A 13,732-nucleotide genomic window follows, 5' to 3' on the forward strand; every position below is an offset into this window, starting at 1 on the left:
AGTATTTGCAAAGTATTAAAGGTAGATGTTAGATTAAATTTGTTATCCTTAAAAGATAATAGTAGTGAGGAACATTAAGATATGATTGAATCAGTTCATATAGTAACTAAAAGTGTATCTCGTGAACTTCTTCGTGTTGCAGCAGAAAATTCTATTTCATCTTCAGACCTATACATCAAAATAGGTACTTCTACTACTTTTATTAAAGACAGTAATAGTAACCTTGTTGAGATTAAAGAGGATGATCTTAGTAAGTACAGAAATGAAAATTATATGTGTGATGCCTCTTTAGAGTTTGAACAAGAGTGTAAAATAGAAATTCTCTCAAAACTCGACAATTATCCTTTTAATAACATGAATGTTAAAGTGGAATTTGAAGATGGATATACAAAAGCTAACCTAATTATACAAAAGGGTTCAACACTTAAATACTATGATAATATTTACTCAGACTTTATAGAATTTATTCAAGAACAGCAACTTAAAGCAAAGATTCTTATCAATTTATTTGATGTGCCTTATAAAAAGAGCATAAAAGATTTTATTGGTGTGCTTAAGCAAATAAAAAAAATAACTTTTAAAGACGATAAACATATACCTATTTCAGAAGGACTCAAAGAAATCCCTTCAATAAAACATGAAAGTATTATGACGAAAGAAGATAGCTATAGACTTGGAGAAGAAGATAACCAAGGTCGTGTTGATTATGCTAATAGAGGATTCCTTATTAGTTGTGAAGAAGGTGAACAGCTTTTTCAATTTAATAAACCACAGCAGGGTACAAATGGAAGAACATGTCGTGGAAAGATTATTGCAGTGGATATTGTCGATTTAGATGCAAAACCAAACTTTACTATTGACAATAATATTGAAATACTTGATAGTCTTAAAAATATAAAGTATATGTCCACAAAAAGTGGTTATCTTGTTAAAACTGGAAATAGTTATGACGTTTCAAACAGTATTGATATAGGTGAAATATCATTTAAAACTACTGGAATAATCAACACAGACCTTGATAATGATATATCTGTAAATGTTACTAAGGAAAATCCTCTTGAAGATGCTATTGAAAAAGGGATGACTGTAAAGGTGCAAAACCTTACAATAAAGGGAAGCATTGGCCCATCTACGCAGGTTGAAGCAAGAAGTGTTGAAATTAGTGGTCAAACACATAACAGTTCACTAATCCAATGTAGTGAGGCTAAAGTGGGACTTCATAAAGGAAAAATAACAGGACATACAGTAGAAATAGAAACACTTGAAGGTGGGGAAGTTATCGCTGATATTGCTATTATTAAAAATGCAATAAGTGGAAAAATACGTGCTAAAACAATTAAAATAAGGGAATTAGGTGCTTATGTAACAATGGAAGCTTCTGAGTTTATAGAAGTAGAGCGTATCCGAGGAGAAGAAAATAAATTTATCTTAGATTCCTCTGTAAAGGGCCTCAGTAATATCGATAATAATGATGAGAGAAAAATAAATCTCAAAAATTCAAGAGAAGAATTTAAAGGTCTGTCTAAAAAGTTCAAAGATTATGGCGAAAAACTTAAAACAAATATGGAACCATGTAAAAAAATAAAAAATGCTATTGTAAAGGCTCAATCCCAGGGAATTACAATTTCGGCAGTCCTTATCAAAAATTTTAAATCATGTAAACTTATGAAAGTTCGTTATAAAAAACTTCGAGAAGAAGTTCTCTATCAAAAAACAAAGATTCAAGCAATAGAAGAGGAAATTATTAAAAATATGACAAATATTTTAGATTCTAAAGTTGAAATAGGAAATATTGGACGTGGTTTTAATCATATAACATATAAATTAGAGAATCCAAGTAGAGATATTAAACTTAATATTCATGAAGATATGAAGAAAAAAATATTTCAATTAGAAGAAAATGAAGAAGGTATTTTAGAAATTGTTAATACTGACTAATTGATAAATAAAGAAATATTTAGATAAAATTGCGAAATTATTATTTACCTAGAAGGAAATAAAGTGAAAGCAAAAATAGAAACAGTAAAAACACTTCTTGAAGCACTCCCTTTTATAAAAGAGTTTCGTAAAGAGATTGTTGTTATAAAATATGGTGGTTCAGCACAAACTTCCCCTCAATTAAAAGAAAAATTTGCCGAAGATATTTTACTTATGTACCTTGTTGGTATTAAACCAGTAATCATTCATGGTGGTGGAAAAAAAATAACAGAGATGTTAGATGCACTTAAAATTGATACAAAGTTTATTGATGGACAGCGAGTAACTACTAAAGAAGTTATGCGTATAGCTGAAATGATTTTAAGTGGTGAAATAAATAAAGAAATAGTTTCTCTTTTGAACTCACACAGTGCTAAAGCAATCGGCATAAGTGGTAAAGATGCACATTTTATTACAGCTGAGGCGAAAGATTTTTCAAAATGGGGATTAACTGGAAATATTACAGATGTAAAAGCAGATGTAGTTTCTAACCTTATCCATGAAGGATTTATTCCTGTTATCGCTCCTATTGCCGCTGGAGAAGAGATGGGTCATCCAGGATATAATATAAATGCAGATCTTTGTGCTTCATATGTTGCAAAAGCAATAGGTGCAAATAAAATTATATTTTTAACAGATACTGAAGGTGTATTAGATAATGATAAGAACCTTTATACATCTTTAAATGCTCATGAAGTAAATAACCTTAAACTTGATGGAACAATTCATGGTGGAATGGTACCAAAAGTAGATGCTTGCCTTGAAGCAATTACTGGTGGCGTTGAAAAAGCACACATTATTGATGGAAGACTTGAACACTCTATGTTACTTGAACTTTTTACTTCAGAGGGTGTTGGTACCCAAATAGTTAAGTAAAGATGTGAGTTTGATTTTACAAGTTTTCATCGCTTTAATATTGTTTATGAGTATTTCATCTGCTGATGAGTTACTAAAAATGGATGATATTTCTTTACAAAAGGATGAACAAAAGGTATTTCTTGTAAAATATGAAAATAAAGAGAGAAAGTTTACCTTTAGATGGACTCTTTATACAAATGAAGGGCTTGTTACTTTAAGCTCTTACGATACAATTGTGTCACATCATATGATGTTTTTAAATAATACAAATCAAACTTTTAAAGTAATACTAAAAAGAGGTTCTAGGATTTATGAAAGAGTCTACTTCTTAGTTAAGTTTAAGAAATTTGATACTAAAGAAAATAGAGCTATTTTTGAACTTTTTTTATCTGATCCAAGACGAGAGACACAGATAGATGAGTTTAAAAATGATTAAAGTGAGATAATGCAAAGAGTTGAAAAAGAATTAGCACGATTAATTGAAGAGATTGATTATGATGAAGTAACACGATTATTTAGTAATCTAAACGGTGGTAAACGTCTTCGTGCGAAATTAATTTTAAAAATAGCTTCTGATAATGAGCAAGCACCACTTTTAGGTGCAATAGTAGAAATGATTCATGCTGCTTCACTTCTTCATGATGATGTTATAGATGATGCAATGACAAGACGTGGAGAGTCTTCTGTAAACGCGACAGAAGGTAGTAAAACAGCTGTTATGTTAGGAGATATCTTATACTCAAAGGCATTTAGCGAGCTTGTAGTATTTGATAAAGAGATTGCAAAGATTATAGCATCTTCAGTAACTTCTCTTTCTAAGGGTGAACTATTAGATGTAAATATGGCAAAAGAGTTTAATGAGTCAGAAGAGACTTACTTAAATATGCTTTACCTTAAAACAGCTACACTTATAGAAGCATCAGCTGCTGCTAGTGCAATGCTCGCAAAAAAAGATGTTAATACTCATAAAGTGTATGGCAAAAATCTTGGTCTTTCATTTCAGATAATTGATGATATCTTAGATATTACAACTGATTCAAAAACTCTTGGTAAACCAGCTATGAATGATTTTGTAGAGGGAAAATGTACATTACCATATATATACCTTTATGAAAAGCTTGAAGAAAATGATAGAAAAAAGCTAGTATCACTTCATGCTAAAAAGCTCTGTGCAGATGAAATCTCTTGGATTAAAGAAAAAATGATGACTCACCAAAGTGTTGAAGAGTCTTTTAAACTTGCAGAAAAACTTTCACTAGAAGCTCAAAGTGTTATGAGTGGTGATGAAGATTTGGTAAATATTTTACAAACAATGATAAAGAGAAACTATTAATGCACTATTTAAATATTAGCTTTACTCATAAAAATGCTACTCTTGAGATAAGAGAAAAACTTTCTTATCCAGATGAAGAGAGTAAGCACAAATGTCTTACAGCTCTTTTACAAAATGATGCTATTTTAGAAATTATTTTAATTTCTACCTGTAATAGAATGGAAGTACTTTGTAATTGTAGCGATATTCCAAGCGCGACAGAACATATATTTAATATGTTAAGTAATCGCTCAAATATCAGTATAGAAGAGTTAGAAGGCCGTGCTGATATTTTTGATGGTAGTTCCGCAATACACCATCTTTTTAGTGTTACATCTTCATTGGACTCGATGGTTATAGGTGAGACGCAAATAGTAGGACAGTTAAAAGATGCATTTAGATTTGCTTATGATAATCAATTTTGTGGTAAGAAATTAGCAAGAGCGATGAAGTCAGCGTTTAAATGTGCGGCTAAGGTAAGAAGTACTACAGAAATATCTTCTAAACCAGTTTCAATGGCAAGTGTTGCTGCCTCAAAGCTAAAATCATTAGTTCATGATTTAGAAGGTAAAAAAGCACTAATTATTGGTGTTGGAGAGATGTCTGAAATCACTGCAAAGCATTTAAAAACAGCTGGCGTAAATGTTTATATCATGAATAGAACTAAACATAAGGCTGAGGCCTTTGCACAAAGTTGTGAGGCTGAAGTATTAGACTTTTGTGAATTACCAACAGCAATAAATGAATTTGAGATATTATACACGGCAACATCTTCATTTTCTCCAATAATAACTGATGAAATTATTAAATCATGTGATTTTGATAGATATTGGTTTGATTTAGCCCTCCCTAGAGATATTCACTATAGTAAGGGTGAGAATATACATCTATATGTCATAGATGACTTAAAGGCGATAGTAGATGAAAATCTCACTTTTCGTGAGAATGCTTCAAGAGCTGCACATAGTATTATTGGTCGTGAAATAGTAGATTTTTTTGAATGGCTTAATACTCAAGATATAGAGCCACTAATAAAAGAGATATACCTTAGAGCAGGGGATGCAGCTGCACAAGAAAGCGCAAGAGCCATCCAAAGTGGATATATACCTAAAGAGTATGAAAAAGAAGCTAAGAAAATGTGTGAGCAGGTATTAAAAAGATTTTTACATGATTTTACAGTAAACATGAGAAATGAGACGAAAGAGCCATATAGTGATTTATTAAGTGGAGCAATCGCTTCAATAATTAAAGAAAAAGTGTAGGATTAGTTTAATGAGAAGAAGTAAAGTATTTATACCAACATCAAAAGATGCACCATCAGATGCACAATTAGTAAGCCATATTTTTTTATCACGAGCAGGCTTTGTTTCTCAAAATGCAGCAGGACTTTATAACTATATGCCTCTTGCTAAACGTGTTATAAGAAAGATAGAAAATATTATTCACGAAGAGATGAACAATATAGGAGCACAAGAAGTTGAGCTTTCTTTTGTTACACCTGCCTCGTTATGGGAAGAGTCTGGAAGAATGGAAAAATTTGGAAAAGAATTACTTCGTTTTCGTGACCGTAAAGATAACCTTTTTCTTTTAGGGCCAACACATGAAGAGATGATGGTAGATTTAGTTCGAAATCGAATCACTTCATATAAACAACTTCCAATGAATCTTTACCAGATTAAAACTAAATTTCGTGATGAAGCAAGACCGCGTTTCGGACTTATGCGTGGGCGTGAGTTTACTATGAAAGATGGCTATTCTTTTCATGCATCAGAAGAAGATTTAAATAGAGAATTTGATGCTGTCGAGGCTTCATACAAAAAGATTCTTTCTCGTTTAGGACTTGATTTTAGAGTTGTTGAAGCTGATAGTGGAGCGATTGGTGGAAGTGCTTCTAAAGAGATTATGGTGATAGCTGATAGTGGTGAAGATACAATAGCAATTTGTTCAAAATGTGAATATGGTGCAAACATAGAAGCAGCGACTCGCTCAGTTAAAACAGAACTACCAGAAGCCCCAGAAGCTGCTTTTAATAAATTTCAAACTCCCAATGTAAAGAGTATAGAAGAATTAAAAGCATTTTTTAAAGTAGATGCTTATTACACTATAAAATGTGTGGCTAAAAAAGTGATATATGATGAGAGTAGTGAGATAGTACTTTTCTTTCTACGTGGTAGTGATACTCTTCAAGATGTAAAAGCAATGAATGCAACTGAAGCATTAGAGATAGAAGATGCAAGTGAAGAAGAACTCACCAAAATTGGGTTATTTCCAGGATTTGTAGGTCCACTAGATCAAGATAAGGCAAAGCATGTAATAGATGAAAGCCTTAGAGGTGCAACAAATATGATTTGTGGCGCTAATGAGCAAGATTATCACTTTGTTGGTGCGGACCTTTCTGTTATAAGCGATGTGGCCTATTTTTGTGATATTGCCCAAGTTAATGAAGGAGACTCATGTACTCATTGTGAGGGAGAGTTGTCTTTTTCTAAGGGTATTGAAGTTGGACATATCTTTAAATTAGGAACTACATATTCAAAGGCCCTTAAGGCTGAGTTTTTAGATGAGAATGGAAAAGCACAGTCTTTTATCATGGGTACCTATGGTATGGGTGTCTCGCGTTTAGTTGCTTCAGTAGTAGAACAGCATCATGATGAAAGTGGTTGTATCTGGACTAAAGCAACAGCACCTTACATGGTAAATGTAATGGTTAGTAATATCAAAGATGAAGAACAAATGAAAATGGGTGAAGACCTTTACTTAAAACTTCAAGTTGCTGGTGTTGAAGTAATGATAGATGATAGAAAAGATAGATTTGGCTTTAAGATGAAAGATGCAGAACTTATAGGTTTTCCATATACTGTCATTATAGGAAAAGAACTTGTAAATGGAAATGTTCAGATATTTACAAGAGCTACAAAAGAGAAAGATGATGTAAGTGCAGATAATGTCTTTAAATCAATTATGGAACTTATTTAAATGCTATATTTTATTATTTATCTTTTTCTAGAAGTACTGATTTCTGTAAATATTTCGTCTTCTATTGGTGGTTTGATTACTTTTTTAGAAATAGTACTGAGTGCATTTGTAGGGATTGCGATTCTTGTAAATTTTAGAAAGATATTAGTAGAAAATATGACAGCAGTTTCCTATAATTGCATAGACTTAGAACAATTCCAAAAGCTTAACCTTTTTACACTTCTTGGAGCCCTTCTGTTTATTATTCCGGGCTTTTTAACTGATATAATAGGAGCACTAATGCAGTTTTCTCTTTTTACTACGATACTAGTGAGTCGTTATAATATGTATAAAGGCAAGTGTAAGACAGATTTTGTGGAAGATAGAAATATTACAAAGGATTCAGATGTTATTGATGTTGAAGTTATTAGCGACAAGTCTACTATTAGTTAGTTTTGTAAACGCAAGTACAAGCGGTGAAAAAGTTAAAGAGTATTTAGAAGAAAAGTATTCAGAAAATACAAATATTAAAACTCTGCAACTTGAAATTGAAGAAGAAGTTGCATTAAAGGAACTCAAAGACTGGAAAGCATATATAGTAGTGCTTAAAGCAACACTCAAAAAAAAACCAGATAATTTAATTCAACAAAAAGTGATATGGTTCTCAAATGGAGAAGTTATCACTAAAGAACTTACGAGCCTTAAAACAGAAGAAAGTCTTACTGACTCTGTAAGACCAAAGTTTAAAGATGGGTACTATAAAAAAGAAAATCTTATTTATGGAAATAACAATGCAGAACATAAAGTAGCAATTTTTTCAGATCCATTATGTCCATTTTGTAGAAGCTTTGTTCCTGGTGCTATAGAAGATATGAAAAAGCAGCCTAAAAAGTTTGCTATATATTACTACCACTTTCCACTTCCATCGATTCATCCGGCATCTGTGCCTTTAGTGAAAGCCGCTGTAGCTGCAGAACTTAAAGGATATAAGAATGTCGTTTTAAATCTTTATAAGGTTCAAGTGGACGCAAAAGAAAAAGATATAAAGAAGGTTCTTACTGCGTTTAACAAGGCTATAGGTTCAAAGTTAGTTCCAGCAGACTTGACAACTACAGAGGTAAATAAACAAGTTAACTATGACTCAGAGACAGCTAATAATGTTATGGTTAACGGAACACCAACTCTTTACTTTGATGGTGCAATAGATAAAACTAAAAAAAAATATTTGAAATATAAATAATCATGAAATTAACAATAGCAACAAGAGTTTCAGACTTAGCACTGTGGCAAGCATATCATATAAAAGATAGGATAGAATCCGTATTTTCTGATGTAGAAGTAGTTTTAAACAAGATAGTTAGTAATGGCGATAAGGTTTTAAATAAACCTTTAGCTCTAATAGGTGGCAAAGGTCATTTTACAAAAGAACTAGAGGATGCAATGCTTCGCGGTGAGGCTGATATAGCAGTTCACAGCTTAAAAGATGTACCTACTTATATACCTGATGGTTTAGAGTTAGTAGCAGTAACTGCTCGTCAAGACCAGAGTGATGTTTTTTTATCCCATAAGTACACATCTGTAGAAGATTTACCTAGTGGAGCAGTTGTCGGTACTACAAGTTTAAGAAGAAGAATGCAACTACTTAAAAAAAGACCTGATCTTGTAGTAAAAAATTTACGGGGTAATGTAAACACACGACTTCGAAAACTAGGTGAAGGCCAGTATGATGCGATTATACTTGCTTGGATAGGACTACATAGATTAGACCTACTTAAAGATATTCCTTATATACAAAAACTCTCACTTGATATGATGATACCTCCAATGGGACAAGCAGCTCTAGGAATAGAGATAGTATGCAATAATGATAAAGTAAGAGAGATTGCAGAGAGTCTCAAAGATGTAAATACATTTATGGAAACTAGAATTGAGAGAGATTTTATATCTGCTATTGGGGCAGGGTGCTCGGCACCTGTAGCATGTAACGCCGTCGTAGGAAAAAATGAAGTTACATTTCGAGTTATGCTTGGTTTTCCTGATGGAACAAATATAATGCAAGAAAAACAAGTAGTATCTCTATGTGATTCTCAAGGTTTAGGTCAAAGAGTGGCACAAAAAATGATAGCAGAGGGTGCTCTAGAACTTTTAGAAAATGCACAAAAAATGGCCTTTAAAGATGAAATGCCACAAAGACTATAAGAATTAAAATATGAAAAAAACTATAAAACTTTTAGAAAAGCATAATGAACTCAAGATAATTGATGAAGAGTTAGATATATATCTTGAAATTCCTCATTTAGCCTATGCTGAGGTAAAGAAAAAAGATGGTGGAAAAGCACTTCTTTTTACAAATGTAATCGACGCGAAGAATGGACAAAAATTTGATGAATCTGTTCTTATGAATGTATTTGGCTCATATAAGCGTACTGAGCTACTTTTTGGTAGAAGTGTTGAGTCTGTAGCGGAGGAAATTACAAAACTACTTCATATGAAACCACCTAGTGGATTAGTTGCAAAAATGGGCTTAGCTAAAGAGCTTTTTTCGTTGAAAAATATTTTCCCCAAAAAGTTAAAAGGCGAGGGTAAATGCCAAAAAATAAAGTATCTTAATGGAGATGTTGATTTAGGGAAACTTCCTGTTCTTACTACTTGGGAACAAGATGGTGGACCATACATAACAATGGGACAAGTTTATACTCAGAGTTTTGATGGAGAAATGGTAAACCTTGGTTTGTATAGACTACAAGTTTATGATAAAAATCATCTAGGAGTACATTGGCAGATACACAAAGATAGCTCTCACTTTTTTGATCAGTACCAAAAAGCTGGAAAAAAGATGCCTGTAAGTATAGCCATCGGTGGAGATCCTCTTTATACTTGGTGTGCAACAGCACCTCTTCCTTATGGGGTTAATGAACTTCTCATGTATGGTCTTATAACTAAAAAACCTGCACAACTTGTAAAGTCTTTGACTACACCACTTTATATTCCTCGTGATGTTGATTATGTCATAGAAGGATGGGTTGACACGAGTAAGCTTAAAGTAGAAGGTCCTTTTGGTGATCATACAGGTTACTATACTCTTGAAGAGCCTTATCCTGTTATGGAAGTCAGTGCAATTACAATGAAGGAAGAAAGAACATTTTTGGCAACAGTTGTTGGAAAACCACCTTTAGAAGATAAGTATATGGGTTGGGCGACAGGAAAGATATTCTTCCCTCTTTTAAAAACAACAGTACCAGATTTACTTGATTATCATATGCCAGAAAATGCAGGTTTCCACAACCTAATCTTTGGGAAAATGCAGCCACTATATAAAGGACATGCAAAACAATTTATGCATGCTTTTTGGGGAGCAGGACAGATGAGTTTTGTAAAACATGCAATATTTGTAGATGATAAAGCTCCAAAACTTGATAATTATGAGGCATTAACAAACTATATTTTAAATAGATTTACACCTAAGTCTATGTTTATTACTGAGGGTATCTTAGATGCTCTTGATCATTCTTCGCCTGAAACACTAGTAGGTGGAAAACTTGGAATTGATGCAACAGCAGCAAATAAAGTTGAGGCTCCTGTTTATCTGGGAAATACGGATCTTTTAAGTAAATTAAAAGAATTGATACCTGAAGTAGTTGGATTACATCAGTATATGCCAAGTACAAAAAATCCTATTACAGTTATAAGTCTTAATAAAAAAAAGAGTGTAAGTGAGTATTTTGATGATTTAGTATCTTTAAGCCCACATATAAGAATAGTAGTTTTTGTAGATGAGGAAAAGAATGAGTTAGATAATCCTTACATGCTAGTTTGGCGAGTAAGTAATAATGTAGATGCACAAAGAGATATATATACATCTGGACTTATGGTAGGTGTGGACGGAACAAATAAAAATAGTTTAGATGGTTTTACAAGAGAATGGCCTGATGATGTTGATTGTACAGCTTCTGTAATAGAGAGATTAAAAGAAAAAAATGTTTGGAGTTTGGAAGAAAACCTCGCTATAAAGTATCAATTATAGATATTTTGTGATTAAAAAATATATTTTACCCCATCTAAGGAAAATATAATAATTTCTAATGTAATATTATATGATAAATCATAAAAGGGTAAGTATGAAAAAACTAATATTAATTTTTCTATCGTTAACTGTTTTAACATTAACATCGTCAAACGCAGCAATTTATAAGGGACAAAGGGTTTTTGTAAAAAAATGTTTAAAGTGCCATGATGCTGGGCAAAACTTTGTTTCTAAGTATAAAATGAGGACATGGAAAAAGCTTATGAAGAAAAAAGGTAAAAAGTTGGCAGCTCTTCACCTTAAAAAGAGAAAAGCTAAAAAATCTTGGAAATATTTTAGAAGTAAGAAATATTCTAAAAAAACTAAACACTTGAAACAGTTCCTTGTTGAGTATGCAAGAGATAGTGGAAATGTTCCAGCTTGTAACTAATATCTAACTTCTTTTTTAAACAGAGTAGTTTATTACTCTGTTGTTCTTCTTACACTTTGTAAAATCACCTTATTTCGCTAAAATACAAAACTTTTTAAAATCGGAGATATAATTATGGATAAAATGTGGTCAGGTCGTTTTAATGCAAGTGCTTCAAGTCTATTAGACCAGTTTAATGCTTCAATTATGTATGATAGAAAGCTTTATAAAGAAGATATTGAGGGCTCAGTCGCTCATGCTTCTATGCTTGCTAAACAAGGTATTCTAACATCAGAAGAGCTAATTGAAATCATAGATGGTTTAAATCAAGTGAGATCTGAAATAGAGTCTGGTTCTTTTGAATGGAATATACAGGATGAAGATTTGCATATGGGTATAGAAAAACGCTTGACTCAACTCATTGGTGATAGTGGTAAGAAATTACATACTGCAAGAAGTAGAAATGACCAAGTTGCAGTGGATTTTCGTCGTTATGTTCTTCGTAAAAACTTAGAGATTGTAGATTTAATGAAGTTACTTATGAAAGAAGTTCTTGTAGTGGCAGAGAAACACTCAGAGACACTAATGCCTGGAATGACTCACCTTCAACATGCACAACCTATCAACTTTGGATTTCACTTAGGGGCATATCTTTGTATGTTCAAACGCGATATTCAAAGATTTGAAGATTCATACAAGCGCAATAATATTTCTCCACTTGGTTGTGCTGCCTTAGCTGGAACACCACATAATGTGGATAGAAATATGACAGCTGAGATGTTAGGCTTTGATAGTGTAAGTGTAAACTGTTTAGATACGGTAAGTGATAGAGACTTTGCTCTTGAAATACTTTTTAATATTTCAACAATGATGATGCATATTTCACGCTTGAGTGAAGAAATAGTTATGTGGTCTTCATATGAGTTTGGGTTTGTAGAACTCAGTGATGAATATTCTACCGGTAGCTCAATTATGCCACAGAAGAAAAATCCTGATGTTCCCGAACTTCTTCGTGGAAAAACTGGTCGTGTCTATGGGTCACTAATGGGACTTTTGACAGTAATGAAAGGGCTTCCTTTAGCCTATAACAAAGATACACAAGAAGATAAAGAAGGAGTTTTTGATGCAGTTGAGACTGCTGAAATATCTTTAGAGATACTAAAAGAAGCTATTAAAACAATGGAAGTTAAATCTCAAAATATGGAGTCGGCATGTGCGATTGGACATTTAAGTGCAACTGATTTAGCTGACTATTTAGTCGAAAAATGTGAAATTCCATTTCGTGAAGCACATTTTATAACAGGTCGTGCTGTTGCTAAGGGCGAAGAGCTTAAAATCGACTTATCTAAGATGGATTTTAAGTACTTAAAAGAGATTGATGCGAGAATAAATGAAGATGTAATGGCATACTTAGAACTTCGTCACTCAATGAATGCAAGAACTTCAGAGGGCGGAACTGCATCTGTAAGAACTGAAGAACAACTAGAGCACTTTAAAAACTATCTGAAGTAAACAAGGAATAATTATGAAAATTAGCATAACACATAAAGAAGAAATGAAGTTTGAAGCAAAAACTGCAAAAAGTAGTTTCATTATAGATTGTCCAACAATATCCCCGATAGAATATTTTTTATCTGGAATTATTACTTGTAGTGCTACAGATTTGATTATGATGCCTAAAAATCAAGGTAAAACTGTTAGTAACTTAGTTGTTGATGGGGAAGTTGTTCGTGCTGAGCCGCATCCTGCAAAGTTCACATCTTTACACCTAACATATACTTTTGACTCTGATGCTGATGATACAATGGCACAAAGGTGGGTGATGGCATCAATAGAAACATATTGTTCAACTATTAATACTATTCGTGATACTACTAAAATAACATATTCAGTTACACATAATGGAAAACTAATCTGTGAAAATAAAGAAGTTATAAGTGGTGGTGGTTCTAATATTGATATGGGTGAGATAGAAGCCTGTCCAAGTTAAAAGAGTAAATCTTAAAAAAAGTATGACAAAACGCAAAGTTTTTGAATGTTAAGGCAAAAATTGACTAGAATTCAAACATAAAAATTATCTACAAGGATTATATTATGTTTGAAATGACTATTGTTTTATTAGCTAGTATTGCATTAATGAGTATAGCTTATGAGTTTACCTTTGTTGCAAAAGGTAGAGATTGGGGAGAAAACTCAA

The 13,732-nt window shown here is 32.6% G+C and carries 13 protein-coding genes; all 13 read left to right on the plus strand.

Annotated elements, in window-relative coordinates:
* The first annotated feature begins 81 nt into the window (after positions 1–81).
* The 13 genes from HOG88_RS03745 to HOG88_RS03805 all read left to right on the plus strand — a co-directional run bounded on the left by HOG88_RS03745 (position 82) and on the right by HOG88_RS03805 (position 13,525).
* A complete protein-coding gene (locus HOG88_RS03745; RefSeq protein WP_295003346.1) occupies positions 82–1,938 on the plus strand; it encodes a flagellar assembly protein A in 1,857 nt (618 codons plus the stop codon).
* 63 nt (positions 1,939–2,001) lie between these two features.
* A complete protein-coding gene (argB, locus tag HOG88_RS03750; protein WP_295003349.1) occupies positions 2,002–2,853 on the plus strand; it encodes an acetylglutamate kinase in 852 nt (283 codons plus the stop codon).
* 4 nt (positions 2,854–2,857) lie between these two features.
* Positions 2,858–3,271, plus strand: coding sequence for a hypothetical protein (locus tag HOG88_RS03755; protein WP_295003351.1), 414 nt, complete (start codon positions 2,858–2,860; stop codon positions 3,269–3,271).
* 9 nt (positions 3,272–3,280) lie between these two features.
* Positions 3,281–4,168, plus strand: coding sequence for a polyprenyl synthetase family protein (locus HOG88_RS03760; protein WP_295003355.1), 888 nt, complete (start codon positions 3,281–3,283; stop codon positions 4,166–4,168).
* Entirely contained in the window at positions 4,168–5,409 is a 1,242-nt protein-coding gene (gene hemA / locus HOG88_RS03765) for a glutamyl-tRNA reductase (RefSeq protein ID WP_295003357.1), read from the plus strand. The genes HOG88_RS03760 and hemA overlap by 1 nt, the downstream gene beginning before the upstream one ends.
* 10 nt (positions 5,410–5,419) lie before the next feature.
* The gene (locus tag HOG88_RS03770) at positions 5,420–7,123 is read left to right on the plus strand and encodes a proline--tRNA ligase (RefSeq protein ID WP_295003361.1); all 1,704 of its coding nucleotides are present in this window, start codon (positions 5,420–5,422) and stop codon (positions 7,121–7,123) included.
* Complete coding sequence (locus HOG88_RS03775) at positions 7,124–7,555, plus strand: FxsA family protein (RefSeq protein ID WP_295003363.1); 432 nt, start codon at positions 7,124–7,126, stop codon at positions 7,553–7,555. It abuts the gene before it with no gap.
* The gene (locus HOG88_RS03780) at positions 7,518–8,342 is read left to right on the plus strand and encodes a thioredoxin domain-containing protein (RefSeq protein ID WP_295003365.1); all 825 of its coding nucleotides are present in this window, start codon (positions 7,518–7,520) and stop codon (positions 8,340–8,342) included. The genes HOG88_RS03775 and HOG88_RS03780 overlap by 38 nt, the downstream gene beginning before the upstream one ends.
* Positions 8,342–9,301, plus strand: coding sequence for a hydroxymethylbilane synthase (gene hemC, locus HOG88_RS03785; protein WP_295003422.1), 960 nt, complete (start codon positions 8,342–8,344; stop codon positions 9,299–9,301). Before HOG88_RS03780 ends, hemC begins: the two co-directional genes overlap by 1 nt.
* A gap of 10 nt (positions 9,302–9,311) precedes the next feature.
* The gene (locus HOG88_RS03790; RefSeq protein WP_295003367.1) at positions 9,312–11,126 is read left to right on the plus strand and encodes a menaquinone biosynthesis decarboxylase; all 1,815 of its coding nucleotides are present in this window, start codon (positions 9,312–9,314) and stop codon (positions 11,124–11,126) included.
* Positions 11,127–11,220: 94 nt separating this feature from the next.
* Positions 11,221–11,556, plus strand: coding sequence for a cytochrome C (locus HOG88_RS03795; RefSeq protein ID WP_295003369.1), 336 nt, complete (start codon positions 11,221–11,223; stop codon positions 11,554–11,556).
* A 114-nt stretch (positions 11,557–11,670) separates the two neighbouring features.
* Entirely contained in the window at positions 11,671–13,047 is a 1,377-nt protein-coding gene (gene argH, locus HOG88_RS03800) for an argininosuccinate lyase (protein WP_295003372.1), read from the plus strand.
* A 13-nt stretch (positions 13,048–13,060) separates the two neighbouring features.
* Positions 13,061–13,525: an OsmC family protein gene (locus HOG88_RS03805; RefSeq protein WP_295003374.1), complete on the plus strand. Its 465-nt coding sequence runs from the start codon at positions 13,061–13,063 to the stop codon at positions 13,523–13,525.
* Positions 13,526–13,732: the final 207 nt, after the last annotated feature.

The sequence above is a fragment of the Sulfurimonas sp. genome, assembly GCF_018698455.1.
Classification (GTDB): Bacteria; Campylobacterota; Campylobacteria; order Campylobacterales; family Sulfurimonadaceae; genus Sulfurimonas.